Below are 26,747 nucleotides of genomic sequence, written 5' to 3' on the forward strand. Positions count from 1 at the left end.
TTTACTAGATACCTATTTAGATACCTTTTTTATCAAATTGATACTTATTTGTAATGAAATATATAGGTTTATTCCCCTATATAGCGTGGTAAAGGTCAATAAAAATATATTATAAAAGAAATAGTTTTTTCACAAAATTGAATTTTAGTCTCCTTACAAAGGTAAGAAATTCATCAAAGGGTAAGTTTAATAAATTTTTCCGATTTTTGTACTATGACACATTTAATGCAACAGGATTTATGAGAGGACTGGTAACTAAATCGACAGGTAGTTGGTACCAAGTTTTGGGTGAAGATGATAAAAGATACGACTGCCGTATCAAAGGAAAGTTTCGTACCAAAGGAATAAAAACGACTAATCCTGTTGCTGTGGGTGATTGGGTGCATTTTGATGTGGAACCTGATCAGGAAAGTGCGGTCATTCACGAACTGGAACCTCGTCGAAATTATATTATTCGAAAATCCGTCAATCTGTCCAAGCAAACTCAAATTATCGGAGCAAACCTGGATCAGGCTTTTTTAGTGGTGACACTTGCCTCGCCACCAACTTCTTTGGGTTTTATCGATCGCTTTCTAGTAACAACAGAGGCGTACGGAATTCCTGCGGTAATTATTTTCAATAAATTGGATCTTTTTAGTGATGAAGGATTGGAGATATTGGCCGACTATAAAGCTATTTATGAACATATTGGTTACCCCTGTTTCGAGGTTTCTGCGTTAACCGGTACAAACATCGACGTTGTCAAGCAACTGCTTAAAGATAAAATAACCTTGGTATCAGGCCATTCCGGGGTTGGTAAATCAACGTTGATTAATGCAATCGTCCCTGAATATGGGTTGAAAACTGGTGAAATCTCCGATTGGTCCGACAAAGGAAAGCATACAACTACTTTTGCTGAGATGTTCGATCTCCATTTTGGAGGGAAGCTAATTGATACGCCTGGTATTCGTGAGTTGGGAATTGTCGATATAGAAAAACAGGAGCTATCCCATTTTTTTCCAGAGATGCGCGCGTTGATGAATCAATGTCGATTTCATAATTGTAGGCATATCAATGAACCCGGTTGTGTCATTATGGAGGCTGTGGAAGAAGGCTCTATTGAGAGTTCGCGCTACGATAGCTACCTCAGTATATATCATAATGAGGATAGTAGATCTTAATCTATATAAATCTTAATCTTTATAAAAAAATAGCGCCTTCTTACATCAAGAAGGCGCTATTTTTTGTAAAACGAGATAGGATGAAGCCCTTAATGTATCGCTTGTGTTAAATTTAGAAAATCACGGAGATAGGTACACTCCCGCGAAGCGATTGTAAAGAAAGGCGTATCCTTATATTGTGTACTCAATTCTTTGAAGTATTTATTTTGCATCGAAAAACGATAGAAAGGATTCTTTAATGGCGAATCATAGTATTGCCAACGCGATTCATTGGTATAGACAAAATCTTTCTGCTCACATTTGGCAAGCATAAAGGTACATTTCGCTTTGAACTCTTTGTCTGTGCTCAGCGTACGCGCTTTGCTGTACCATTCTTTTGCTGATTTTGTCTGTAGATAATTTCGTTGCCAGTGAAGTGTCGAAGCGGCGTGGTTGTCGGTGGACGACCAGTCATAGGACACCAGGGACCAAGCATTTCCATAGGTACTAGTCTGATAAATACCGGTGGCCATTTGGAAATAATAATCGGCTTTTTTCTGGTTGTTCTTTTCCGTTTTTATGGCATTTTCCAAGCGTGCCATCCGTTCAGCATATTTTAGCTTAGTGGTGGACTCTTTACCATATTTTTTAGGGTAATCATTTATCGTTACAATAAATGGATTCGGTGTAATATCGCTTTCATCCGCATCGTACCAGTTTTTAATTTCTTTTATTTTATGGTCTTTAGGAAGTCCCACTAAAGTTTTTGCTGCTTTTTGGAAATCCAGTTCGCGCAAATAAGTTGTACCCAGTAATTCGGTGAGATAATCCCTATTAAAATGTTTGATATCTTTCAATAAGAATTTAGACAGGGTGTTCTGTTGGGAATTGTCCGACAATAAATTCCTTATTTTTAACAGCGTTTTAGGTGTAAGGCTATTTTCCCAAAAGTGCATTGTTGTCCACTGCATATTATCTTCCAATGAGTCTTTCACAAAGCCATAGTTGTAAAAAGCATCTGCCTTTACAGCAGCTAAACTAGCCATAGCGGTGTCTTGTGTGTTCAAATAGTGTTTTACAACAAGATTTTGTAAAATGTTCCGGCAGATTAAACTATAGTTGCTGTATTCAAAAGCACTATAACCCCAGTTTTGTTTGCGGATATCTTCTTTACCATCTAGTTTTGCTTTTTCTTCTAACCACGATAAGGTTTTGGTCAATTGAACTTCATCCAGCTGCTTACTGCTTTGCCAGTCCGTCAATTGTGTGAGCAATCGGGTAATTTGAAGCTGATCAATCAATTTTGGACTGAGGTCAGTCTCTTTTATTCCAGCAAGGTATTCTTTTGCTAAAGCATTTTCCTTATTCATCCAACTTAGGTAGGCAGCAGTAATAAGGCCCATTTGGGGTTGAACATATTTTTTGTCGCGATAAAGTTTTAGGGCAAAATTGCGAAGAGAATCCAGATGTAGTTTAACTTTTCCTTTATCGTCATTTTTACTGTAGTAATTATAATTATCGTTACTGAGGTAAAAAGACTCGTTCATTTCTGTTTCTATCTTATTGACTTCGCGTCCCAATAGTACGGCATTTACGGTGTTGGCAGGATCGAGCTGATAGCAGTCGCTCAGATATTTCAGGGCATAGTCACTTGTGCCAAAGCCTATGATAGCATTGATATTGAACCGATCCGCATCATTTTTTGCATATTGAAATATCTCAGCATCACTGGCTGTGATATAATGGAAATTAGCATAAGCGAGGATGCGCCTTTCTGGACTGGCAGTGAATAATTTAGAAAAGAGATAAGCTGCCCTTGCAGGATCACCATTTTTGCGGACAGCCCCCGCATAGTTGGATAGTGCCCAATTGAGGATAGCTTCGTCTCCCTTAGCAGATTGCAGGTACTTTTCATAAATCGTCATGCTCTTGGCGTATTCCTGCCCAAATAGATATAAACGGGCAGCTTGATAAGCATAGCGGATATAGAGAAAGCTATTTTTGGGGTACTTGGAGATCTGCTGTTCGGCGAGTTCAGCTAATTGTGTGATTTCTTTGAAATTTCGGGTATCCGGATCCCAATAGTTATGTTGAATATTCGTGATGGGTTCCTGCTTTTTGGTGAACATAAAATAAGCGCGTTCAGCTTCATGTTTTCCGTCAATCAATGTGCTTAAGAACGTATTTCCTTTAATGGAATCTGGCAGGTTGATCCAAGTCGACTTTTGTTGATTGCTCGCTAAATTAGCGGTTGCAGCGTTGCTGTTGTACATCAATTGCTCGACATCCTTAACCTTGACCTGCGAACCTAAGTGTTTAGCCCAGGTTTCGGAATTGATTAAACTTTCTTTGACTGGAGCTTCTTCCGTATAAAGAAATTGGTAGGGGATAAATTGAAAGGCAGAAAATCCATTGTCCTCCAGATTGGGGAGATAATATGTCGTTTGATTGTCGTAAGGATCCACTTCAGGACCACAGGCGATATTGGTTGCAATCTCCCCAAAGAAGAAAGCTAATGTAGTGCTAGAAAGTAGCAATAATTTTTTGTAATTCGGCATTGCCATGGTTTGCTAGTGTAGCTTGATCTAAATGATAAAAAATAATCCGGTGTTCTTTTCCTTTCAGCTCTCCCTTCAAAAATTTTGCCGTTTGTAAGAGTTCCTCCTGATTGATGGATTCAAAACGTATAACATCTCCCTTTTTAAGGTTTGCTTTTGGGAGATCTTTCGTTAAAATATAGAGGTTCGTATTGGGGTTATGGGTAAACAATGACGAGTTTTTGAGATCTTCTTCATTGATATGTTTTGAAATACCGATGTAATTATTATTTCTGAAAACGACAAACCACTGAAATAGCGGTAATGCAATATCCATTTCCATGGGATAGTTGCGTAATGTTCCGCTTAGATAGGTCTTGAGGTCCTGTTGATTTAAAATGGAGTTTTGATTGCCAAATTGTCTGAGATTTCCCATGTTGTAACACATTAACATCGCTTTTTTCACAGGCGGAATTCCGCTGGTGACTGTGTTTTTGACCTGGTGTAGCCGCAGAGTAGAGCTCACGACAACATCTTTTAAGGCCGGCAATTGTTGTAAATAGGTGAGCAGGTAGAAAAATTTATCACGGGATGTCTTTGTCCAATCGCAGTCCAGTTGGAGTTCGGTAAATTTTTCCTTTCCTGCTTGTTGTATTTTAGCCGTCACAAACGGAACAATTTTATTTGCCAGTCCTCTGATTTGCAGGCTATCCATTTCCACAAAAATACGTTGGTTGACAAATACTACAGGAATCAGCTGCTGTTCTTTGGGGACAGGTTGCGAAAACGTAATGGGGCTAATAGGGACGGCTTGTACACCAGATGGATCGAAATCAATATCCATAATGCGGACATAGATAGATTTCGCATCAATTTCCTTTAAAGAGCGGCTTTCTACGGTGTCTAACTGGAATACTGTCTTCCAAAAATAGAAGCCTGTTTCATGCTTTGTTTTGGTGCAGGAACTTAAAAAAAGTAGAGAGAGCGGTACAAGAAATAAAAATAGTTGTGTTTTACGCAGCATATTCACTTTATTTAGTCGTAATTCAAACAAAATGGGCTTAATTTTGTTTGTTATTCAATAAAATAAAGACGAAATTACAAAGAGATTGTGACTTTATGAAGCCTATTTTCAAATGGATCCTTGGTATTGTAGCGTTTATCCTATTGGCATTGGCTGGAGGTATTTGGTATTTTAGCAATAAGTGGAAGCCTCTTTTAGATACTAAAATCAAACAGCTGGTGTCCCAAGCAACGGACAATTTGTATACTATTACATACGACGATATCCACGTCAACCTATTATTGGGTAATATAACAATAGACAATCTGCATCTCGTGTCAGATAGTTCCATCTATAAAAAGTTGGAGCTGGTCAAAAAAGCGCCAGATAACCGTTTCGAAATTTCCATCAATAGGTTGAAAATAAAAAGCTTTGGTATTCGAAGGGTATTGATGGATAAGGAGCTTTTCCTGAATGATATCACCGTCGAAAGACCAACGATTCATGTCATTAATGAGGTACACCGTTATAATGATACGGTGAGTCGGGGATCTAAAAAACCACTGTACGAGAAAATAAAGGACAATCTGAAAAAAATTCAGGTGCGGGCCGTCAATTTGAATGACATCGATTTTAAATATACGCAAGTCCAAAAAGGGGTTTATCAAGATTTCGAGGTCAAGAAGGTCAAGGTCCGGATAGATGATGTTTTGATCGATTCAACTTCTGAGCACGACAGGCAGCGCTTTTATCATACGAAAATGATTGATATTGAGGTGCCTGGTTTTACCTATAAAACTCCGGATGGGTTTTATAAAGTAAACTTTGATCAGTTGAAAATCAATAGTAAAAACCGCAATGTCCTCTTGACTAAAGTTGCTTATCAGCCGACGCTGAATAAGGCTGCTTATTACCGGAAGAAAGGTGAAGGTGGAAGCTATATGGTGCTGAAAATGGATACCCTGCTTTTGACGGGATTCAATTTTGCCGAGCTTTCTCGTGATAAGAAAATATATGCACAAAATGCACGCTTAAAAAATGGTTCTCTTTCGATTTATAGTGATAAACATTATAAAAGCCCACCAACCAGTCAGATTGGAAATGCTCCGCACATGAAATTAATGCAGATGTCGACACGCTTGGGAATTGATTCATTAATTTTAGATAATATAGGAATTACGTATGCTGAAATGAGTGATGAGTATAGTCAAATCGGTACCATTACTTTTGATCACACGTATGGTACGATATTGAATGTGACAAATGATTCGACAAAATTGCTTAAGCAGAAGCTCATGCGTGCAAATTTGAGCAGCAATTTTATGAATGCGGGCAAGCTTTCTACCAACTTTGTTTTTGATATGACCTCTAAAGTTGGAGCCTACACCTATAAGGGCACACTTGGGAAAATGGATCTAACGGTCGTTAATAAGATGATCCGGCCATTGTTAAATGTTGAGGTTAAATCGGGCAATCTCAGTCAGATTACATTTGACATATGGGCTAACGATTACCGTAGTAAAGGAACCTTTAAAATGGATTATGATGACCTCAAAGTTAATATCCTGTCGGAGCCAGGTGATGATGGTCGTCGAGAAAAAAAGGGGCTGCTGTCTTTTATGATTAATCAGGTGTTGTTTAATCCGGGCAATCCGGATTTATACGGTAAATATACGGTGGGGCATATTAACAAGCGTCGGGATCCCAATCATCCGTTTTTTAAAGCGATGTGGCAGACTTTGTTGGTTGGAATTAAACAATGTGTCGGCCTTGGTCCAGAACGGGAGGCTAAACTGATGAATACGGCTGGAAAAGTTGAAAAAGTCGTTGAGGGCATCAGCAAGGCCAAGAAAATGATTTCAAGTATATTTAAGAAACACAAAACTCCTGAGGAGTTGCTGAAGGAAGAAAAAGAAGATGAGGCCAAAGAGGCGGCAAAGATTGAAGAGAAGCGGAAGCGTGACCGTGAAAAAGCTGAAAAGGAACTTGAGAAAGAAGGAACGGGAAATTGAGGATCCGTTTCACGTGGAAAGGTTCCCGTTTGGTGCCGTTGCCGATATTTTTTAGAAATGGTAGAGGAAGTGATGTACTGTATTTATAAAACCTCATTGCCGGCTTCGTTAGCGCGCCAAAAAATACAACGGAGATAGATTTACATTTATTGACAGATTTATCTTAGTTTGAGACATTATGATAGATTCGATTTTAAGTTTTATCCGGTTTGTTTTCAAATATAAAAATGGGCTTGTAGACAAAATCATGTTCTATGTGAGCATGATTTGCGCCGCAATCGTTATTTTTAATGTGGGCTATGTTACTGATCCTGCATTGGGGAAATTGCTTGGTAAAACAATTCATTATCTTTTCTTTGTCCTCTTTTTCATGATTGCTCTCCGCGAGTCATCTTCCATTTATGCACTCAAAAAAATTGCTGTTGAGCATTACTCGGGCTTAGTTATCCTCATCTACTTTGTATTTATCCTTATTGCCCGTTTTGCAGGATTTGGAGCGCTTTCTGTTTTTTCAAGAGAACAGTGGGTTTATCTAGGAATCTATCTTATTTTTATCGCGGAGCTATCGAAAAGTACGCTTTTCTTTGACAATTTTTATTTTAATCCGACAATATTATTTGTCATCAGTTTCCTGGTTCTTATCTTGCTCGGAACCGTACTCTTGATGCTGCCCCGTACCACGGTAGAAGCTCCGTTAAGTTTTGTGGATGCTTTATTTATGGCAACTAGTGCTGTTTGTATCACTGGCTTGTCTGTTGCCGATATTTCAACCAATTTTAGCATGTTCGGACAAACCGTGGTCATTGTTTTGATACAGGTTGGCGGATTGGGTATTATGACATTTACAGGTTTTTTTGGCTATTTTTTCTCTGGCGGATTTTCTTTTAAGAATCAATTGATGTTTGGTGAAATTCTGGGTGAAAATAAAGTGGCCTCTGTCATTAAAACCCTATTGACCATGATATTTATTACGCTGCTGTTTGAATTTCTTGGAGCTATACTGATCTTTAGTACCTTAGAAAGTGCTAATTTTCCAAATTTAGGGAGTATGGTTTTCTTTTCGATCTTTCATTCCATTTCTTCATTCTGTAATGCTGGATTTTCGATCTTATCTGGGGGTATTACCAATGAAGCCTATAAATTCAATTATCCATTCCAGCTGGCGTTATCTTCGCTTTTCATTCTTGGTGGTTTGGGGTTTGGAATTGTATTGAATTTCTACACCTATATTAAAGAATCCATATTGCTTTATTATCACCGATGGATCACAAAGAAAAACTATAAGCATAAAGCATGGAGCTTTAGCTTTAATTCTAAATTGGTGCTGGTCTGTAATGCGATTATTATTGTAGGTGCAACTTTGTTTTTCTACTTTTTGGAGCGAGGGAACACCCTTTCTCTTGAAAGGGGAATCGATGGTGAATGGGCAACTTCCTTCTTTATGGCCAATGCAGCGCGTTCAGCAGGATACAATAGTGTTGATTTGAGTTTTGTCGGGCCACCGACTGTTTTTTTGATTATGATTCTGATGTGGGTCGGGGCTTCTCCCGGATCTACTGGTGGGGGAGTAAAGGTAACTACCGTTGCTGTTTCGCTGTTGAATATTGTTTCTCTGGCTAAGGGAAAAGAATATATTGAGATTTTTAAAAGGAGGATAGCCGGCGAATCTGTTAACAAGGCTTTTGCGATTATTCTGTTGTCGCTATTCGTCGTAGGGTTCAGTTTTTTTGTGCTCATTTTTACAGATCCCGATAAGAGTATGAAAGCACTCCTCTTTGAATCACTATCAGCCTATACAACATGTGGATTAAGTTTGGGGATTACACCATCACTCAGTATGGGCGGAAAATTGATTATTGCCTTAACAATGCTCGTCGGACGTGTGGGTATGCTGACTCTGCTGGTCGCTTTTATTAAAAATACAACACGGAGAAATATTGTATTTCCGGAAGAAAAGATCTTGTTTTAGGTAGACCGACAAGCGTATTGACTAACTTTTGATGAACTTATCGGAGTAATATGAGCAGGTAGATCGAAAGAGAGCTTGGAAATAACAGTAAATTTATTTTAGTTTGAGATATGAAGTATATTGTTTTAGGATTGGGGCATTTTGGACGTTCTTTAGGAGTACATCTTACTGAGCTCGGACATGAGGTGATTGGGGCAGACCGAAATCTCAGTATCGTTGAACAACTCAAGGACAAGATAACGCACACGGTATGCCTAGATACAACCGACCGAGAAGCGGTATCGTCATTACCCCTTAAAGATGCCCATGCTGTCATTGTTGCTATTGGAGAGGATGAGGGAGCTTCGCTCATGACCGTAGCCCTCTTAAAACAGTTGAAGGTTAAACGTATCATTGGTCGTATCGTTTCAGATTTACAAAAGACTGTTTTGGAAGCAATGGAAATCAATGAATATATTATGCCCGAAGAAGAAGCTGCTGAACGATTGGCGATGCGCTTGGACAATATTGATATTGTCGATTCGTTTAAGGTTTCGGATAAATATTCCATTGTGGAGACTAAAGTGCCTGCTCGTTATGTGGGCATGACATTACGTGAAGCGAACCTGACCAATTTATACAAGGTTATCGTGTTGACCACTGTGAAGATCACAGAAACGAAGAAGGACGGTGTGACCAAAGAACAAAAGGAAGCTTCTGGAATTGCTGCCTCGGAAACGATCATGGAAGAAGGCGATATTTTGGTTGTTTTTGGGGAGTTATCCAATATTAATAAGTTAATTCAAAAAGGAGAATAAAATATGTTATTGACAACAACTGGTACTATTGAGGGACACCAAATTGAACGTTATTTGGGGATAGTCTCTTCCGAAGTGGTTCTGGGAGCGAACGCAATCAAGGATATGATGGCGGGTTTTCGTGATTTTTTTGGCGGAAGATCCAATTCTTATGAACGCGCATTCCAGGAAACACGTGAAGCGGCGTTACGTGAACTTGAAGACCGTGCACGCGCATTGGGTGCTGATGCGGTCGTTGGCGTTCGACTGGACTTTCAAACGGTAGGAACAGGGGGCATGATGATGGTAGGCGCGACGGGAACGGCCGTAAAAATGAGATCTTAATTACTTAAAGCCCTAAATAACATAGGGCTTTTTTAGTGCTTAAAAGATGTGAAATGGATCGATCGGATGGAATACCTGTTATAAACTTTCCACTAACAGCAATCTGAGCGATAATTATAATTGTATATAAAAACAAATTTATCTAAGTTTGGCTTTTAAGACTTTTAAACAACCTAAGAGGATAAATGAAATCATCGGAATTTATCAAAATCGTGTGTAATGCGTGCATAAATACAGCAAAAAGCCAGCTGTGAATGAACGATATAGCGTGAGTTGAATAAATGAGATAGCTTCATCACCTTTAAATGACAAATTTATACGGATGAAAAATTGGTTTAAGGCGAATTCGGCACATTTGATTGTTATAGCGATATTCATTGTGCTCGTGTTTTTTTATTTTACCCCTGTTTGGCAAGGAAAAACGCTGGCGCAGTCGGATGTGGTACAAGCGCAGGCGGCACAGAAGGAATTATTTGATTTTAAGGCAAAGGATGGTAAAGCGCCCTTATGGACTAACTCTATGTTTGGCGGGATGCCGACTTATCAAATTTGGCAAGAAAATGAGAATAACATTGGTACCTATTTCTTAAAAGCGGTTAAGTTCGCCTTTCCGAGCCCAATGGATACGGTGCTATTTTATTTGCTGGGTGCTTATTTCCTTTTTAGCGTCTTACGGATCAAACCCTGGTTGGCAGCAATTGGTGCAATAGCCATTGCGTTTACATCCTATAATTTTATTTATATTGAAGCTGGGCACATAACAAGGGCTAATGCAATTGCATTTATTCCACCCGTTATTGCTGCGGTTATTATGTGTTATCGGGGAAGTAAATTGTGGGGCCCTGTATTATTGGCGCTGTTTCTTTCGCTGGAGATTCGTGTAAATCACTTGCAGACAACCTATTACCTGTTGATAGTCCTGATGGTATACGTGATTTTCACTTTCGTAGATGCAATTAAACAAAAACAATTAAAAGGTTTTTTTATTGCATCGGGTAGGCAGATTATCGCAGTGGTCATCGCTTTGATGGTAAATGCATCAATTTTATTACCAACTTGGGAATATAGTAAATTAAGTACGCGTGGACATGCCAATATTACTAAGGTTGATAATAACAACAGCAAAGAGAAAGGGCTTGATAAAGAATATGCCTATGAGTGGAGCCAAGGGATTGGTGAAACCATTACCTTTTTGATTCCAAATGCCTATGGTGGTTCAACTGGCGGACAATTGGACGAAAAATCACATGTCGCTAAATTCCTAATGGAACGAGGAGGTGCATCGGAGATTCAAGCTGGTCAGATGGCACAAGGCATGCCAACCTATTGGGGCGACAAACGTTTCACTTCGGGACCATGGTATTTTGGGGCCGGAGTTTTCTTCCTATTTGTTTTAGGCCTTGTTATTGTCAAGGACCGCTTCAAGTGGTGGATTCTGGCAACAACCATTTTAGCATTGCTTTTGTCTTTTGGAAAAAACTTTACACTTGTATCAGATCTGTTCTTTGACTATTTCCCAATGTACAATAAGTTTAGGGCTGTTGAATCCATTCTTGTTGTGGTTTCCATTACAGTACCTATGATGGCAATTCTGGCTGTCAATGAGCTTTTGACACGGGCGAAGGAGATTCCAAACTTAGATAAAAAAGTGCTGTATACTTTTATTGGTGTCGGTGGCGTCTGTCTGCTTATTGGCGTGATGCCCGATCTCTTTTTAAGTTTTAGGAATGCGGAGCATAGCAATTTAGTAGCAACTTTTGAGCACCAGATAGGCGACAAGGCCTTTGCGACGGACTTGGCAAACCAGTTGGTTCTGGATCGTAAAGATATCGCAAGCAAAGATGCCTATCGTTCCTTTGTCATCGTTCTACTAACTTTTGGATTTGTTTGGGTCTTTTTAAAGAAGAAACTGAGCGAAGGTGTATTACTGGGGACATTGTTGGTCTTATTCTTGTTTGATTTATGGAGTGTAGATAAGCGCTTTTTGAATGACAAATCTTTTATGGAGAAAGGGGCTACAGTACAGCAAGTATTCCAACAACGTGAAGTGGATCAATTGATCTTAATGGATAAAGATCCAAGCTACCGCGTTCTTGACTTGACTTCGGACCCATTTTCGGATGCCCGTCCATCCTATTTTCACAAATCTTTAGGAGGATACCATGCGGCAAAATTAATGCGCTTCCAGGAAATTTTGGAAAATCAATTTAATGGTGCCCTTAATGAAGATGTGTTGGATATGTTCAACGTACGTTATTTGATTACGACAGATCCTCAGAATCAGTCGCAACGTATTGTAAGAAGAAGTACAGCTGCAGGAAATGCTTGGTTTGTGGATCGGGTAAGTTTTGTGAAAGGAAATGCCGAGGAGATGCAAGCAATCAGTTCTTTTGATCCACATAAGGAGGCGTTTGTGAATCAACAATATCAAAATGAGATTAAGGCTAAAACTTCGAATGCTTCAACGACAGGGGAGATTAAGTTGACATCTTACCATCCGGATAAAATGCAATATGAATATACGGCTGCCAATGATGCCTTTGCTGTATTTTCTGAAGTATTTTATGATAAAGGATGGAAAGCGTATGTGGATGGAAAGGAAACGCCAATTATTCGTGCGGATTATATCCTAAGAGCACTGCAATTACCTGCGGGAACGCATAAGGTAGAATTTGTTTTTGATCCAGAGTCACACAAATTTGGTAATTTATTGACATTAATCTCGTCTATTGTTCTTGTATTGGGAATAGGAGCGGCGATATATTTCTCCTTTAGAGGGAATAAAAAAGAAACAGCGGCTTAGTTGCTGTTTCTTTTTTTATTGTGTGAGCTTTAGAATAATTTGAGCTGCGGATCGGTTATTCTAAAGCTTTTTCTATGATGTGGAGTGGAGCCGTGTGCCAATACAGCTGTTCTGTGCTTAACTGTCGGATACCCTTTGTTGTTGAGCCAGTCGTAATCGGGATAATCCAAGGCGATGTTGTCCATGTATTCATCCCGGTAAGTTTTAGCCAGAATCGAAGCTGCGGCAATCGATAGATATTTCCCGTCGCCCTTGATGATACATGTATGCGGTATTTGCTGATATGGAATAAACTTATTCCCGTCAACAATAATATACTCGGCTTTGGTCTTTAAGAGATCAAGTGCCTTGTGCATCGCCAGGTAGCTTGCATTGTGGATATTTATGCGATCTATTTCTTCTGCTGAAACGCTCGCAACGGCATAAGCAAGGGCTTCGCGCTCAATGATGGGACGTAAAGCCATCCTCTTTTTTTCACTAAGTTGTTTGGAGTCATTAAGAAGCTCGTGATGGTAGTCTGTGGGGAAAATCACTGCTGCAGCGAAAACTGGCCCTGCCAGACAACCTCTTCCCGCTTCGTCACAGCCGGCCTCTATCCACTGCTCCTGATAATATGATAATAGCATGTTCAGTTCTTTAAAATAGCCGAAAATACAAATAAATTTAGAGTTATCTATTGTAACTTCTGTGTGAATATCGACCGTTTACACTAATTAACACTAATAATGTCTTCTTTTGTAAAGATTAAGAGCGCTAGACTATTAAAACGTTGGAATAATTTCCATTAACAAAATAAAAGTTTGTTCTTGTCTAGGCCATATTGTTTCAAATTAAACTTGAGCAATAGTTTTAGAGTCAAAGATTTATCAATTATAGAAATATAAAAATACGTATTATGAGAGGCTTTGTGCTTTTTTTATTTAGTATGCTGATGGGATGGACCGTTTATGGCCAGACGAAGAGCATACAGGGAATGTTGAAGGACGACAAGAATCGAATTGTCGCCGGTGCAACAGTGAAATTAACGTCAAAATTGGATTCCATGACGACAGGATCTAATATGGCCGGGATTTTTATCTTTGATAAAGTCAAGGCGGACACCTTTAAAATTACTGTTTCAAACCTTGGGTTCGAACGCTTTGAGCAGGAATTTAGTATCCCTAAAGGCGAATCAAAGCATATTATTCCAAGTTTGACTTTACAACAGAACTCACAGATGCTACAAGAAGTTGTTGTTGATGGAGTCCCTACAGTCGTTGTCAAAAGTGATACCCTCGAATATACCATGAAAGATCTAAAACTCCGCGATGGGGCTGTTGCAGAGGATGCTTTGAAAAAGTTGCAAGGGGTCGAAGTCGATAAAGACGGCAATGTAACGGCACAAGGGGAGTCTGTTAAGCGGGTTCGTATAAATGGTAAGGACTTTTTTGGTGGAGATGTAAAGACAGCTACACAAAATCTACCGGCAAATATTATCCAAAAGATGCAGGTCATCGATGATTATGGCGATATGGCCAATGTAACCGGTAATAAAACGGGTGATTCAGAAAAAGTCTTAAATATTCAGATTGACCCAAAATACAATACAGGACATATGACTACCTTACGGGCAGGCGTGGGAACCGAAGATCGTTACCAGGCTACAGGGATGTGGATGGGGATGCGCGAAGGTGAACAAATTTCTGTATTGGGAAATTTGAACAATACCAATGCACCCTTATTTGACTTTAGTACTGTAGGTGGCGGTGCGCGTCGTGGCCAAGGTGGTGGCGGCCGTCGCGGCGGCGGCATGTTTGGCGGATCGGACGGTTTAACTAAAATCGGTTCTATCGGGCTGAATTACCGTAAAGACTTTAATGATAAATTGACGGTTTACGGTAGTTACAGTTATAGCCATAGCAACAATACAACAATCTCGCAGCGCTTTCAGGAAAATACACTACCTAATATCATGCAAACGGACAGTGTTCAATCTAATTCCAATACAGTAGGAGCAAGCCACCGTTTTGAAGCAAATGTTGAATGGAAGCCTACAACGAAAGACTATATCAAAATTTCTCCTCAATTTGGTTACGACAATAGTGATGTAACGACAGGTACTAATTCGCTAACTTACCGTAGTAGTGTATTTAATAATTCACAGGCCCAAGATATTGTTGCAAATTCTACTGCACCGAGATTTGGGATTAGCGGATTGTACAACCATAAATTTAATGACAAAGGAAGGAATGTTTTTGTAAACATGAACTTCAATAATGCAAAAACAACGAAGGATCAGAATGCCATTTTAGATAGGCTATTGGCTGATCCCAACAATGCAAACGCTCCTCTAGATTCGATCTATGAAAAAACGATTCTAGAAGCAAATAATAAAAGTTGGAATGGGGGCGCTTCAGTGAATTATACTGAACCTGTTTCTGAGAAGGGAAAAGTAGAGTTTACCTATGACTTCAACAAAAACAAGTATGACAATTCGAATAAACAACAAGGGTTTGATCGCGATGGAAACCTTATTGCAGAAGATCCCAAGTTGAATTTTGATTATAATTATGATTATTCGTTCACAACACATAAAATCGGGGCAAACTATTTGTATAGTGGCGATAAAATAACCTATTCCATTGGAGCTGCTGCTCAGCCTTCTCAATTAAGAGGTGATGCGATCAGTTCAGGGTTAGTCGTGCCAATTCATCGCAACAATATGAACTGGATGCCTATTGCACGTTTTGAGTATAAATTTTCGAGACAGTCCAATATCTCTGTCAATTATTCGGGAACACCGAATGAGCCTTCAGTAACGCAGATCTTGCCGTTTGATATGAGTACAAACCGGACGAGTATTGTGATCGGTAACGCCAATCTGAATCCGGAATTTAGCCATCAATTGAATGTAAGATTCCGTAAGAATGATTTTCAAAAAGGAAACAACTTCTTTGCGTTCGTTAATGCCGGTTTGACTAACAACAAGATTGTGAGCTTGAGCAAAAGCTATTTTGATGATTTAATGGATTATCAAACTGGCCAAACAAATTCAACGTTAGTTTCTGAAACCCGCTATTTGAATGAAACAAGCGATAAGCCATTTAATGTGAGTTCTTTCTATCATTATGGTAAATCACTGAAAGAAAAAACATATAATATTATGTTAATGGGGGGTGTGTCTTACAATAAAAATATTGGATATGTTTCCACAGAGAAAGATGATAACGTAGGTCAAAAGAACATCGCCCGGAATATTGTATTAAATCAAGGTTTAATGTTTAGATATAATCCTTCCGAGAACCTAGAAATCAATCCAGGGGTACGCTACCAATTTAATCATACAGAGAATTCATTGACAAATCGTACGACGAATGTCTCGTCCTGGACACCAACATTGATTGGTTCTGTTAACATAACAAAAACAACCATTTTCGGAGCGGATCTATCCAAGCAATTCAACAGTGGTTATGGAGCCGGTATTAATGCAAATCCTTTCGTCATAAATACCTATTTGGAGCAGAAGTTCTTGAGTCAACAACGTGGTACTGTGCGTCTACAAGCATTTGACTTGTTAAATCAGCAAACGAATGTTTCAAGAACGGTGAGTGAGTCTATGATTACAGATAGCCGTACCAACCGTTTGGGTCGATATTTTATGATTCTGTTTACTTATAAATTCCAAAAATTTGCGATGGGAAATCCAGAAGGAGAGAATAGATTTCCGGGCGGAATGAGACCTCCGCGTATGTAATCTGATTCCCATAGGATATAAAAACGGTCATAGTGATTTCGCTATGACCGTTTTGCATTTAAAAATGCCTAGTTTTGTGAAGACTTCATATGCCCATACGATTTTGAAGATTGAGTAACGTAGCAAAAAATGTAAGATTTTGTATTTTTTGTTTTAGGGAAGACTGTCAAGGTTAATGGGCACAAAAAATAGATAAACTAAAAGAAGCTACAGCAAGTTTGTACTGCATGGAATACGAAATTATTAGACTTTCAAACGGAATACGCGTAGTATTTCAATATCAAAATTTACCGGTTACTCATGTCTGCATGGTCATCAACGCGGGGTCTCGGGACGAGTCTGCTGGAAAGTATGGTGTAGCCCATTTTATTGAGCACCTTTTATTTAAGCGTACTGAAAGACGCTCTACACAACAGATTATAAATCATTTGGAATCCGTTGGCGGAGATTTAAATGCTTATACGACGAAAGAGTATACCTGTGTACATGCCTCTATTCTTCAGCCTTATTTAAATCGTGCGTTAGATCTTTTTGAAGATATCTTCTTTCATTCCACTTTCCCCGATATAGAATTGGATAAAGAAAAATCTGTCATTGTAGATGAAATGGCATCTTATCTGGATAGCCCGGAAGAGTCTATTGTGGACGATTTTGAAGATCTGGTTTTTCAGGGATCGGGTTTAGGGCATAATATTTTGGGCCTGGAAGATCAGCTTCTTGCACTGCAAAAGGGTGATATTGTCGATTTTATGCGGGCAAATTATGATACAAATGAAATGGTTATTGGTATCACGGGCAATTATACGCTAAAAGAAGTTGAGCGATTGTTGCACAAAGTATTTGGGACCGTGCCTTCAAATACGATAGCACGTCTCCGCAATGACGTCAGACCACTTGTTGAACAGCATGTTGCCGTAGGCAAGCCAATCAATCAGGTGCATTATATGCTCGGTTCTTTAGCTTATAATTATCGAGATGACCGTAAGACGGGGCTGCTGCTTTTAAATAATATGCTTGGTGGAATGGGAATGGGATCTATCCTGAATCTCTCCATACGGGAGAAATATGGAATAGCCTATACCATTGAATCTAATTATACTATTTTTTCGGATACAGGGTTATTTAGTATTTACCTCGGTACCGATGAAGAAAAAGTTGAAAAAGCTAAAAAACTCGTCTTTAAAGAACTTGCGAAGCTGAGTGAGCAACCGCTATCTGAAACTGCGGTAAAAAAGGCGAAGCAGAAATTTATTGGGCAGATTGCTTTGACCGAAGAGAATCGTATGAGTATGATTATCTCTGCCGCGAAAAACGTGATGGACTATGATCGTGTCATTTTATTGGACGAAGTAATTGAAAAAATTCAGGATTTGACGAATACAGAGCTGCTGGAAATAGCGCAAGATGTATTTGACCCGAAGAAGATGTTGTCGCTAAGTTTTGTCCCCGAAGACTGAATTTAAGGACCTGTATAGATTCTTCAGAGAAGATGAATAATATGAGATCGATCGGCCGACGATGGGAATAATAGCTGGCTGACATGAATTTATATTGCATATAAAAAGCAATTTATCTAAGTTTGCGCTTACGGGAATTCGTTCTTCTCAACCATTGACTGCCGAAGGCAGATTCAATACCTATGGTAGCAGACAAATAAATGAATAAAAAATATAAGGGATGAAAACAGCATATGTATTTCCTGGTCAAGGGGCCCAATTTGTTGGAATGGGGCAAGACCTGTATAATTTAAATGATGAAACGAAAGCCTTGTTCGAACAGGCTAACGATATTTTAGGGTTCCGCATCACGGATATCATGTTTTCCGGTACAGACGAGGAGTTGAAACAAACGAAAGTAACCCAACCTGCTATTTTCTTGCATTCGGTTATTTTGGCGAAAGCGCTGGGAGAGTCTTTTCAACCGGACATGGTTGCAGGTCACTCATTAGGTGAGTTTTCGGCTTTGGTAGCAGCCGGTGCATTGAGCTTTGAAGATGGTTTGAAATTGGTTGCACAACGCGCCAATGCGATGCAAAAGGCATGTGAGCTTCAACCTTCGACGATGGCTGCGATATTAGGTCTGGAAGATGCTATAGTGGAAGATATCTGTGCTCAGGTTGATGATGTCGTGGTAGCTGCAAATTATAACTGTCCTGGACAATTGGTTATTTCGGGATCTATTGAAGGCGTGGATAAAGCTTGTGCTTTATTGACCGAGGCTGGTGCTAAGCGCGCATTAAAATTAAACGTGGGTGGAGCATTTCACTCACCATTGATGGAATCTGCCAAAGTGGAATTGCAAGCGGCTATAGAAGCTGTAGACATTTTGTCGCCTAGCTGTCCGATTTATCAAAATATCGATGCCAAACCACAGACAGATCCAGCGGTTATCAAGCAAAACCTTATTGCGCAATTAACTGGCGCTGTACGGTGGACACAGACAGTACAAAATATGTTGGCCGATGGTGCAACAGCTTTTGTAGAAGTTGGTCCAGGAAATGTATTGCAGGGACTGGTTAAGAAGGTAGACCGTCAAGTTCAGACTTCCGCAGCATCAGTGACCGCGTAACAAAATATTCAGTATAAAAAAGGAATTATTTTGCAGTGCCCTCAAAAAGTGTCCAACTTTTTGAGGGCATTTTTTATGAACGAAAAATCCAAATCACATCAAGAATTACCTGTAAAAATGGATAAGACATAGGGATCATTTTCGGAGATTACTCGGTGCTTCTTCGGAGCTCGTTCGGTACTTCTTCGGTTGGAAGCGAAGAAACACCGAACGAGCTCCGATCAATATCCGTCTTTTGACCGAGAGAATGCAGAATCAACGATGGGCTTAAAAACTATTTATCCTTAAACATACTGTAATGATCTTTCATAACTTGCAGGACAAAATCATTGGGGGTCATTTTTTCCGGATGTTTAACCTCCATCACCGTTTCCAGGCGTTGTACTAAAGCAGTTAAAATTCCTACGTCTCTTCTATCAAAAGCTGTTTGATAGATCTCTTTGACTGAGTTAGCATCCTTGTCGCTCAATTTAATCACTTGAGGAAATAGGATAGGGTGATTGTCGAATGTCTCTTCATAGATTGTGTCGCTCAATTTTAAGGTAGGTTTGAGACTGATAACAGAAGTTTCACCCGCAATATCTCCAATGCGTTGTCCATTTTTGGATAAAACGATCGAAGTAATGGCGACACCACCCATCGTCATCCAGATATCTACGATAGATAGGCTCCATCTGGACAAGTATTGATAGAAGTTGGCACGTGAGCCGTCAAGTTTGACGACCTTTATTTTCATGATTTTCTTGCCTACTGTTTGGCCTCCGAAGGCTGTTTCAGTAATCAAAGTATAAAAAAATGCAGGTAAGGTCAATGCCATCATAATCCCATAAAAGAGATAGGGATCTCCTGTGTTCATGTTAATGCTGTCCAAGAGAAAAAAGCAAAAGAAATAATAACAGACTATAATAAAATAATCTATTGCAAATGCGATCATTCTTGAGCCAAGACTGGCAAGATTATATTCGATTTTTACATTTTGTGCCGTATTTATCTCAAGCTTATTCATATGCAAATTAGTTGAATTTAATGTAATATAGCATATCTAGGTCATTTTAGCTCTAATTTGTGCTTTTCAATCATGGATATTTCCTATATTTGGTTATGCCAGTTAAAAAAATTAATGAGAGAAGCATCCTTTGTAGAACGAAATAAAGAAAAATGGACGTTAATTGAAAATAATTTATCAATTAATATGCAGGTTGATCCAGATGAATTGGCCTCAAATTACATTGAGCTCACAAATGATCTGGCGTATGCGCAAACCTTTTATCCTGAAAGTAAGGTAAAGGCTTATCTGAATGAACTGGCCGTGACCGTCCATCAGAAAATCTATAAAGATCAGAAAGCTTCCAATAATAAGTTTAAATCTTTTATCACCGAAGAGATACCACAAGCAATTTGGTCCATCCGTAGACCTTTGTTATACTCCTTTTTAATTTTTGTTTTGGCTTCGGTCATTGGTTTTGTGTCGTCTGTATACGATATGGATTTTATTCGGCTTATTTTAGGTGACTACTATGTTGATTCGACGATAGAAAGCATAAAAGCAGGAGATCCTGCTGCGGTATATGAAAAGGGGAGTAACTTTGGGTCAGCAATTTGGATTACGATTAATAATGTGCGGGTTGCCTTTATGGCCTTTGCTGCTGGACTATTTTTCAGTGTAGGAACAGGTTATGTTTTGTTTAGCAATGGTATTATGCTTGGTGCATTTCATCATATGTTTTTCCAGTACGGCGTTATGGGGAAAGCCATGTCGGCGATTTGGATTCATGGCACTATTGAGATTTCGGTAATTATTGTGGCTGGAGGATGCGGGTTGGCCATCGGTAATAGCATTCTATTTCCCAAATCGTTTACACGTTTGACATCTTTTGTCCGCGCAGCAAAGATTGCGATGAAAGTTCTCGTCAGCACAATTCCTTTTTTTATTATCGCTGGTACATTGGAAGGTTTTGTAACACGGTATTATAATGTGTCAATTTGGTTATGCTTATTGATTATCGTTTTATCCTTACTGGCTATCCTTTATTTTTATGTTATTAATCCTTATCGACTAGCAAAACGATTTCAATGGAAATAGATTTTGAGTTTCAAAAAGAACGGAAGGTAGGGGACTTTGTTCAAAGTTTCATAGATCTTTTTAAATTGATCTATAGACACTTTGTTTCTACTATTTTTGGTTTATCTGCGGTACCTCTAGCAGGGATTGCCTTGGTTTATTATTTTCTGTCTACAAAAATCACATTCTCTGCCAACAGTGATTCTTTTGAGGATATCGATGCTTTTACTTGGGCTGGATTACTCATTTTGGCGCTGGTAGCTTTGGGGCTTTACGTTTATGGTATTTCTATCGAATATTTTTTACTGCTCAAAGAGCGCAAAAGTACAGCATTTTCGGGCGCAGAGGTGCTGAAGAATTTCCGATCAAACCTCGGGAAATACTTTATGTTTTTAATTGCCATGATATTGGCGTTAATTGTCGTCTTTATTCCCCTGGCCATCGTCGCTGCAATTTGTGCTTTTATCCCTTTCGTCGGGAGTTTTGCGATCGGTATTTTGGGGTCGATGGTCGGCATTTGGTTATTTTGCTCATTTTTATTTTATCGGGAAGGTTATTCGGATCTAGGGAGCTGTTTTACAGATGCCTATGTGATGCTGAGCAAAAAATTGATTCAATATGGTATCGCGACCTATATCGTGAATTTTATTTTTCAAATGGCGGTCATGATGATTTCCATAGTTCCTTTGATTATCATGGGGCTTTTATCATTCAACTTCTTAGGTATAGATGCCGCCTTTTTTGATTCATCCTGGGGAAAACTGCTGATGACATTGGGAGGCTTATTTATCACGTTATTTACCCTTTTTCTGTATATGTCCGGTGTTTTGGCCAATGGTATTATTTATGAAACGGCCAAGGACCTCAAATTTGGAGAACGTATTTATGGCATGATCGAAAAGATAGGAGGAAAAGATGAATAGACTCTTCGTTTTTTTTGGTATCGCCTTATTATCCATTTTTTATGCTTGTGATCCAAAACCAAGGGATACGGATTCCAATAGTGATAGAATCGATTCGCTCAATGTGAGAATAGATTCGACCTTGGTGGGAACAGATTCTGTCGCTATTGACTCAATAGCCGTAAAAGCTCCTAATGGCCAACAGGAAAACGATGAAATTGACCTGTGGGATCCAACATTATTTGATTCAATCCCAAAATATACCGAAGAACGTTCGTTTAAAATGGATCCTTATCAGGATATCATCAAACGTTACGAGACTGATGATTTTGTTTATTCAGAAAATATTAAGGATCGCGTAGGCGTATTACAGCGCATCCTTGCGCGGCTCGCGGACTGGATTGGAAGTATCATGCCAGATAATCCCTATAAATTTCGGGAAGAGTTTGGTTATGTATTTGCTTTTTTAGCTGTTATTGCGTTAGCGTTTATCCTTTATAAAGTGCTCTACAACAGAAAACAATATTTTATTAAACATAGTGAAGAAGAGAGTGAACTTGACGTTTTAGCGTATGTAGAGCGAAACCTGATGAATAGCAATCTAGAACCTTACATTCAGGAGGCTATTGCGCAAAGGAATTATGCGTTGGGAATCCGATACTTACAGCTATTGAATATTCAGAAACTAGCGCAATCAGATCATATAAAATGGAAGCTGAGCAAAACAAATGCTGAATTTGCAGAAGAGATTCAAAACGAGGAGCTCCGTCGTGGATTTGCTGAATGTACAAGAATATTTGATTATGTCTGGTTTGGTCAATTTGAATTGGCAGAAGACAATTTTAGTCAATATCAGCAATTGTTTCACCAATATCAAAAACAGATTAAATGAAGGGATCGGTAAAATTTGGATTGATATTATTGACTGTTGTGTTAGTGCTAATAGCTCTTATCGATGCAACAAGTAAGAAACCTATTATCTGGGATCGGACTTTTGATGCAAAGGATAAAAATCCCTTTGGAGCTTATGTATTGCGTCAAGAACTGAAGCATATCATTGATCAAAAGAATACAACGATTGAGCGACCATTGTATGAGTATCTGGATAGCACAAAGAAAACAGACGCTAACTTATTTTTTTATACCTCCTATTTTTCGATGGGTGAAGCCGCGGAAGATAAGTTACTTGATTATGTAAACCGGGGTGGGAAAGCAATGATTGTAGCTGAGGATATTGATAATTATCTGTTGGATTCCCTGGGTTTGAAAGCAGATAATTTCTATGGTTTTAAAAAAGGTGTAGATATAAAAAGTCAGTTGCGCGTTCGGTTGATGAACGATAACAATAAAATTCATTACAGTAAATCAGATCTTGGCGAAGTATTTAAAAAACTTCCTAAAAATGCGACTATTTTGGGCTCGATCACCTATAAGGAATTTGCGCTACCGAACTTCATCGCGGTTCAATTTGGTAAAGGAACGTTCTATCTTCACCTGACCCCTGATTTATTTGGGAACTATTACTTGCTGAATTCCGCCTCGCAATATGCCTATGTTGCGAAGTCGTTATCTTATCTAAATGATAAGCCGATCGCTTGGTATGATTTTAAAGCGAATATGGAGCAATATCGGACACCTTTGCGTGTATTGCTTATGAATGATGGTCTTCGGCAAGCCTGGTATGTTTTGTTAGCGGGGCTAGTCCTTTTGCTTGTGTTTAGAAGTAGACGTGAGCAGCGGGCTGTGGCGGTAGTGAGTCCGGAACCAAATCTCTCGAAGGAGTTCTGTGGAACCATCGCTACTTTATATTATGAAAATGGTGCACCAGGTAATATGGTCGCAAAAAAAATAGATTACTTCCTGCACGATCTTCGGATGCGCTTTCATTTGGACACGCTGATGTTGCGGGAAGAAGAGTTCAGTGAGGAACTGGCCGAGCGGTCTGGGGTTTCGCTCGCAGAGACACAGTCTTTAATCAGGCTGATTGTTCGTATGCAAGATGCTAAACAACATGATGTGGCTGATCTCAAATTGATTAATGATACAATAGAAGAATTTAAACATAAAGCAAAAATGATATGAGTGACTTCGATAAATATATATCTTTTGAAAATCGAATAGATGTGTCCGTTTTATTCGATAAAATGGCGCAGGTAAAGTCGGAGGTGAAAAAAGTAATCGTTGGGCAAGATCAATTGATTGACATGCTCTTAATCTCGATCTTGGCTTCAGGGCATTCTTTGATCGAGGGCTTGCCTGGGGTGGCAAAAACATTATCCGCAAAATTGATTGCCAAAACTATTCACAGTGAATTCAAGCGGATTCAATTTACACCGGATTTAATGCCTTCGGATGTAACGGGATCGTCGATACTCGATTTGAAAAGTAATGAATTTGAATTTCGTCGGGGACCTATTTTTGCAAATATTGTTTTAATCGATGAAATCAATCGTGCTCCGGCAAAGACACAAGCCGCACTTTTTGAAAGTATGGCGGAGCAACAAGTGTCGGTCGATGGAACGACCTATCGATTGCCAGGACCGTTTATTGTTTTTGCGACACAAAACCCCATCGAACACGAAGGTACTTATCGATTGCCGGAAGCTCAGCTCGATCGTTTCTTGTTTAAGATCAATGTGAATTATCCTGAACTTGAACAGGAACTGGAAATATTAAAGGAGCACCATGCCCAAAAAGCAGAGAATAAAGAGGATCAGGTTCAGGCTGTAGTTTCGGCCGCAGAAATTTTAGAATTCCAGAAATTGATCAAATCTATCTTTGTTCACGAAGAGTTGTTAACTTACATTGCTCAAGTTATTATAAAGACACGCACGAATCCAAGTTTGACCCTTGGGGCATCACCGCGGGCTTCTATTGCTTTGTTGGAATCAGCAAAGGCTTCAGCTGCCTTGACAGGCCGAGACTTTGTTACTCCTGAGGATATTCGGAGGGTGGCATCTGCCGTACTGGGCCACCGTGTTATGTTAACTCCAGAAAGGGAAATGGAAGGATTTACCACCGCTTATGTCATCGACCAAATCATTAATTCTGTAGAAATTCCAAGATAATGAAGAAATTAAGGCAGCTTTTTCTAACAAATCAATTCTTCTACACCCTATTAGGTGTAGCAACACTCTTTACATTTTCTTTTTTCGTTAAAGGATTGTTGATTGTGGCTTGGATTGTTTTTTGGATATGGTTGGCTGTTTTGGCTTTTGATTTTATTGTCTTGTTTTCAGGAAAGGGGCGAATTGAGATCACAAGGATATATCCTGAAAAATTATCCAATGGCGATGAAAACCCGATGCGTCTGATTGTGAATTCTTTTTACCCGTTTGGGACAAAAGTGGATATTTTGGAGGAGTTTCCGGTACAGCTTCAAATTCGGGATAAAGATTTTGCGACAAGTTTGCTGGCCTTTCAGCGTTCGGAAATTTCGTTTTCCTTGCGGCCCACACAAAGGGGAGTTTATCAGTTTGGTCGTTGTATGGCTTTGGTTAAGCGTTTTGGATTTTTCAAAAGAAGGTTTGTTACCAATCAAGAACAGGAAATACCCTGTTATCCATCCTATATTCAACTCCGAAAATACCAGCTTTTGGCAACAAGTAATCGGTTGAATGAACTGGGGATAAAGCGTATTCGACGGATTGGTTCGGCTATGGAATTTGACCATGTTAGAGAGTATGTGCAGGGGGATGACTATAGACACATGAACTGGAAGGCATCTGCAAAAGTAAAGAAGCTGATGGTCAATCAGTACGAAGAGGAGAAGTCTCAGCCAATTTATTCTTTTATTGATTTAGGTCGGGCAATGCGTATGCCATTCAACGGTCTTACCTTATTGGACTACTCGATCAATGCAGCACTCGTTCTTTCCAATGCGACCATCTTAAAGCAGGACCGTGCCGGATTATTAACCTTTTCAAAGGATATCAATGCATTTATAGCGGCTGAGAAGAGGAATAATCAAATGCACAAGATTTCGGAGGCACTATACCAGGTGTCGACCAAATTTGAGGAGTCGGAATTTGGAAGATTATATAGTTATGCCAATGCACATATTAATAAACGTTCGCTGATTTTTGTCTATACAAATTTTGAGACCTTAGATTCCTTAAGACGTCAGCTAAATTATCTGTCGATGTTAAATAGAAGCCACATTATTGTCGTTGTTGTTTTTAAAAACGTAGAAATAGAGGATTTAGCGAAGAGTACGCCGAAAAAGACAATAGATATTTACAACCAGGTCATTGCTGAAAAGTTTATCTATGAGAAACAACTTATCGTACAGGAACTGATTCGCAATGGGTTTCAGACAATCTATACAGCACCGGAAAACCTGACCATTAACTCCATCAACAAATATTTGGAAATTAAGGCACGTGGCCTTATTTAATGATGGAGGTATCTTTGACCATTACTTTTGTCCACAAATGCTGATATTTTTCGATCGCTTTTAAATGAATCGGATGTGTCTCGTACGTTGTAATATCTTTAAGGTTTTTGAAAGTGACAATCAACGTATAGTCAAAGCTGTTGTCTACGACAGGTCTCGGGTTTGTCTGCGCCGGAACTCCATAATTGAGCGTTTTGATGACGTCGATTTTTCGAAGGTCCTCAAAAAATCCAACAAAATTCTTTTTTTCTTTTTCACTGAGATCTTTTTTTAGCCAAAAATTGACAACGTGTACAATGGTGCTGGACTCGATAGCCTCATCCGATTGAACTGTATTTGCCCATGTGGGAGCAGTTACGAGCACCATGGGTGCTAGAAGAAAGTTGCGTCTTTTCATGATTGAAACGGTTTAGAAGCTTTAAGATACAAAACCTTCGTGAATTCACCAATACCAATGACGCTCATCGTGAGAAAAGGTTTTTTGTGTTTAATGAAAAATAGG

General features: G+C 39.2%; 20 protein-coding genes. 15 read left to right on the forward strand and 5 right to left on the reverse strand.

The window, feature by feature from the left end; all coding sequences use genetic code 11:
* Positions 1-239: 239 nt before the first annotated feature.
* Positions 240-1,160 (forward strand): ribosome small subunit-dependent GTPase A, encoded by a 921-nt coding sequence (rsgA, locus tag L1283_RS18780; protein ID WP_145330950.1) that lies wholly within the window; start codon positions 240-242, stop codon positions 1,158-1,160.
* A gap of 89 nt (positions 1,161-1,249) precedes the next feature.
* Here rsgA and L1283_RS18785 read toward each other — a convergent pair whose 3' ends face one another.
* A complete protein-coding gene (locus tag L1283_RS18785) occupies positions 1,250-3,703 on the reverse strand; it encodes a hypothetical protein (RefSeq protein WP_429626377.1) in 2,454 nt (817 codons plus the stop codon).
* Positions 3,663-4,700, reverse strand: a complete 1,038-nt coding sequence (locus tag L1283_RS18790; RefSeq protein WP_088163336.1) for a hypothetical protein — start codon at positions 4,698-4,700, stop codon at positions 3,663-3,665. The genes L1283_RS18785 and L1283_RS18790 overlap by 41 nt, the downstream gene beginning before the upstream one ends.
* Before the next feature lie 95 nt (positions 4,701-4,795).
* On the opposite strand from L1283_RS18790, the gene L1283_RS18795 reads away from it, so the two are divergent.
* The 5 genes from L1283_RS18795 to L1283_RS18815 all read left to right on the forward strand — a co-directional run bounded on the left by L1283_RS18795 (position 4,796) and on the right by L1283_RS18815 (position 12,584).
* Entirely contained in the window at positions 4,796-6,691 is a 1,896-nt protein-coding gene (locus tag L1283_RS18795; RefSeq protein ID WP_145330954.1) for a hypothetical protein, read from the forward strand.
* Between the two features lie 178 nt (positions 6,692-6,869).
* Entirely contained in the window at positions 6,870-8,660 is a 1,791-nt protein-coding gene (locus L1283_RS18800) for a TrkH family potassium uptake protein (protein WP_429626379.1), read from the forward strand.
* A 110-nt stretch (positions 8,661-8,770) separates the two neighbouring features.
* On the forward strand, positions 8,771-9,457 hold the full coding sequence (locus L1283_RS18805) for a potassium channel family protein (protein ID WP_075990332.1): 687 nt from the start codon (positions 8,771-8,773) through the stop codon (positions 9,455-9,457).
* A 3-nt stretch (positions 9,458-9,460) separates the two neighbouring features.
* Positions 9,461-9,781 carry a YbjQ family protein gene (locus L1283_RS18810; protein ID WP_046673052.1) on the forward strand — a complete coding sequence of 107 codons (321 nt, stop codon included), beginning with the start codon at positions 9,461-9,463 and terminating at the stop codon, positions 9,779-9,781.
* A gap of 322 nt (positions 9,782-10,103) precedes the next feature.
* Positions 10,104-12,584: a YfhO family protein gene (locus L1283_RS18815; RefSeq protein ID WP_286849136.1), complete on the forward strand. Its 2,481-nt coding sequence runs from the start codon at positions 10,104-10,106 to the stop codon at positions 12,582-12,584.
* 29 nt (positions 12,585-12,613) lie between these two features.
* Here the strand turns inward: L1283_RS18815 and L1283_RS18820 are convergent, their stop codons facing one another.
* On the reverse strand, positions 12,614-13,210 hold the full coding sequence (locus tag L1283_RS18820) for a ribonuclease HII (RefSeq protein WP_075990330.1): 597 nt from the start codon (positions 13,208-13,210) through the stop codon (positions 12,614-12,616).
* A 269-nt stretch (positions 13,211-13,479) separates the two neighbouring features.
* On the opposite strand from L1283_RS18820, the gene L1283_RS18825 reads away from it, so the two are divergent.
* The 3 genes from L1283_RS18825 (at position 13,480) to fabD (ending at position 18,885) form a co-directional block, all read left to right on the forward strand.
* Complete coding sequence (locus L1283_RS18825) at positions 13,480-16,317, forward strand: outer membrane beta-barrel protein (protein ID WP_286849140.1); 2,838 nt, start codon at positions 13,480-13,482, stop codon at positions 16,315-16,317.
* A 227-nt stretch (positions 16,318-16,544) separates the two neighbouring features.
* Positions 16,545-17,774 (forward strand): M16 family metallopeptidase, encoded by a 1,230-nt coding sequence (locus L1283_RS18830; RefSeq protein WP_286849142.1) that lies wholly within the window; start codon positions 16,545-16,547, stop codon positions 17,772-17,774.
* Positions 17,775-17,994: 220 nt separating this feature from the next.
* Positions 17,995-18,885, forward strand: coding sequence for an ACP S-malonyltransferase (gene fabD, locus L1283_RS18835; RefSeq protein WP_120335223.1), 891 nt, complete (start codon positions 17,995-17,997; stop codon positions 18,883-18,885).
* Between the two features lie 274 nt (positions 18,886-19,159).
* Here fabD and L1283_RS18840 read toward each other — a convergent pair whose 3' ends face one another.
* The gene (locus tag L1283_RS18840; protein ID WP_088163328.1) at positions 19,160-19,891 is read right to left on the reverse strand and encodes an RDD family protein; all 732 of its coding nucleotides are present in this window, start codon (positions 19,889-19,891) and stop codon (positions 19,160-19,162) included.
* A 114-nt stretch (positions 19,892-20,005) separates the two neighbouring features.
* On the opposite strand from L1283_RS18840, the gene L1283_RS18845 reads away from it, so the two are divergent.
* Genes L1283_RS18845 through L1283_RS18870 form a run of 6 tightly spaced genes read left to right on the forward strand, consistent with a single transcriptional unit; the run spans position 20,006 to position 26,245 of the window.
* A complete protein-coding gene (locus L1283_RS18845) occupies positions 20,006-20,968 on the forward strand; it encodes a stage II sporulation protein M (RefSeq protein ID WP_286849145.1) in 963 nt (320 codons plus the stop codon).
* Positions 20,959-21,870, forward strand: coding sequence for an ABC transporter permease (locus tag L1283_RS18850; RefSeq protein WP_286849147.1), 912 nt, complete (start codon positions 20,959-20,961; stop codon positions 21,868-21,870). The genes L1283_RS18845 and L1283_RS18850 overlap by 10 nt, the downstream gene beginning before the upstream one ends.
* Positions 21,863-22,741 carry a DUF4129 domain-containing protein gene (locus tag L1283_RS18855; protein ID WP_286849150.1) on the forward strand — a complete coding sequence of 293 codons (879 nt, stop codon included), beginning with the start codon at positions 21,863-21,865 and terminating at the stop codon, positions 22,739-22,741. The genes L1283_RS18850 and L1283_RS18855 overlap by 8 nt, the downstream gene beginning before the upstream one ends.
* Positions 22,738-23,931 (forward strand): DUF4350 domain-containing protein, encoded by a 1,194-nt coding sequence (locus L1283_RS18860; RefSeq protein WP_286849152.1) that lies wholly within the window; start codon positions 22,738-22,740, stop codon positions 23,929-23,931. Before L1283_RS18855 ends, L1283_RS18860 begins: the two co-directional genes overlap by 4 nt.
* Positions 23,928-24,917 (forward strand): AAA family ATPase, encoded by a 990-nt coding sequence (locus L1283_RS18865; RefSeq protein WP_286849153.1) that lies wholly within the window; start codon positions 23,928-23,930, stop codon positions 24,915-24,917. Before L1283_RS18860 ends, L1283_RS18865 begins: the two co-directional genes overlap by 4 nt.
* On the forward strand, positions 24,917-26,245 hold the full coding sequence (locus L1283_RS18870; RefSeq protein WP_286849155.1) for a DUF58 domain-containing protein: 1,329 nt from the start codon (positions 24,917-24,919) through the stop codon (positions 26,243-26,245). The genes L1283_RS18865 and L1283_RS18870 overlap by 1 nt, the downstream gene beginning before the upstream one ends.
* Here L1283_RS18870 and L1283_RS18875 read toward each other — a convergent pair.
* Positions 26,238-26,642 carry a Dabb family protein gene (locus L1283_RS18875; RefSeq protein WP_198386003.1) on the reverse strand — a complete coding sequence of 135 codons (405 nt, stop codon included), beginning with the start codon at positions 26,640-26,642 and terminating at the stop codon, positions 26,238-26,240. The genes L1283_RS18870 and L1283_RS18875 overlap by 8 nt on opposite strands.
* Positions 26,643-26,747: the final 105 nt, after the last annotated feature.

Origin of the sequence: Sphingobacterium sp. HSC-15S19, assembly GCF_050433745.1 — a bacterium.
Taxonomy (GTDB): domain Bacteria; phylum Bacteroidota; class Bacteroidia; order Sphingobacteriales; family Sphingobacteriaceae; genus Sphingobacterium; species Sphingobacterium siyangense.

Excerpts from the sequence above, each read along its gene's own strand:
- rsgA (WP_145330950.1), top strand. The coding sequence starts at position 240 with ATGAGAGGACTGGTAACTAAATCGACAGGTAGTTGGTACCAAGTTTTG.
- L1283_RS18785 (WP_429626377.1), bottom strand. The coding sequence starts at position 3,703 with ATGGCAATGCCGAATTACAAAAAATTATTGCTACTTTCTAGCACTACA.
- L1283_RS18790 (WP_088163336.1), bottom strand. The coding sequence starts at position 4,700 with ATGCTGCGTAAAACACAACTATTTTTATTTCTTGTACCGCTCTCTCTA.
- L1283_RS18795 (WP_145330954.1), top strand. The coding sequence starts at position 4,796 with ATGAAGCCTATTTTCAAATGGATCCTTGGTATTGTAGCGTTTATCCTA.
- L1283_RS18800 (WP_429626379.1), top strand. The coding sequence starts at position 6,870 with ATGATAGATTCGATTTTAAGTTTTATCCGGTTTGTTTTCAAATATAAA.
- L1283_RS18805 (WP_075990332.1), top strand. The coding sequence starts at position 8,771 with ATGAAGTATATTGTTTTAGGATTGGGGCATTTTGGACGTTCTTTAGGA.
- L1283_RS18810 (WP_046673052.1), top strand. The coding sequence starts at position 9,461 with ATGTTATTGACAACAACTGGTACTATTGAGGGACACCAAATTGAACGT.
- L1283_RS18815 (WP_286849136.1), top strand. The coding sequence starts at position 10,104 with ATGAAAAATTGGTTTAAGGCGAATTCGGCACATTTGATTGTTATAGCG.
- L1283_RS18820 (WP_075990330.1), bottom strand. The coding sequence starts at position 13,210 with ATGCTATTATCATATTATCAGGAGCAGTGGATAGAGGCCGGCTGTGAC.
- L1283_RS18825 (WP_286849140.1), top strand. The coding sequence starts at position 13,480 with ATGAGAGGCTTTGTGCTTTTTTTATTTAGTATGCTGATGGGATGGACC.
- L1283_RS18830 (WP_286849142.1), top strand. The coding sequence starts at position 16,545 with ATGGAATACGAAATTATTAGACTTTCAAACGGAATACGCGTAGTATTT.
- fabD (WP_120335223.1), top strand. The coding sequence starts at position 17,995 with ATGAAAACAGCATATGTATTTCCTGGTCAAGGGGCCCAATTTGTTGGA.
- L1283_RS18840 (WP_088163328.1), bottom strand. The coding sequence starts at position 19,891 with ATGAATAAGCTTGAGATAAATACGGCACAAAATGTAAAAATCGAATAT.
- L1283_RS18845 (WP_286849145.1), top strand. The coding sequence starts at position 20,006 with ATGAGAGAAGCATCCTTTGTAGAACGAAATAAAGAAAAATGGACGTTA.
- L1283_RS18850 (WP_286849147.1), top strand. The coding sequence starts at position 20,959 with ATGGAAATAGATTTTGAGTTTCAAAAAGAACGGAAGGTAGGGGACTTT.
- L1283_RS18855 (WP_286849150.1), top strand. The coding sequence starts at position 21,863 with ATGAATAGACTCTTCGTTTTTTTTGGTATCGCCTTATTATCCATTTTT.
- L1283_RS18860 (WP_286849152.1), top strand. The coding sequence starts at position 22,738 with ATGAAGGGATCGGTAAAATTTGGATTGATATTATTGACTGTTGTGTTA.
- L1283_RS18865 (WP_286849153.1), top strand. The coding sequence starts at position 23,928 with ATGAGTGACTTCGATAAATATATATCTTTTGAAAATCGAATAGATGTG.
- L1283_RS18870 (WP_286849155.1), top strand. The coding sequence starts at position 24,917 with ATGAAGAAATTAAGGCAGCTTTTTCTAACAAATCAATTCTTCTACACC.
- L1283_RS18875 (WP_198386003.1), bottom strand. The coding sequence starts at position 26,642 with ATGAAAAGACGCAACTTTCTTCTAGCACCCATGGTGCTCGTAACTGCT.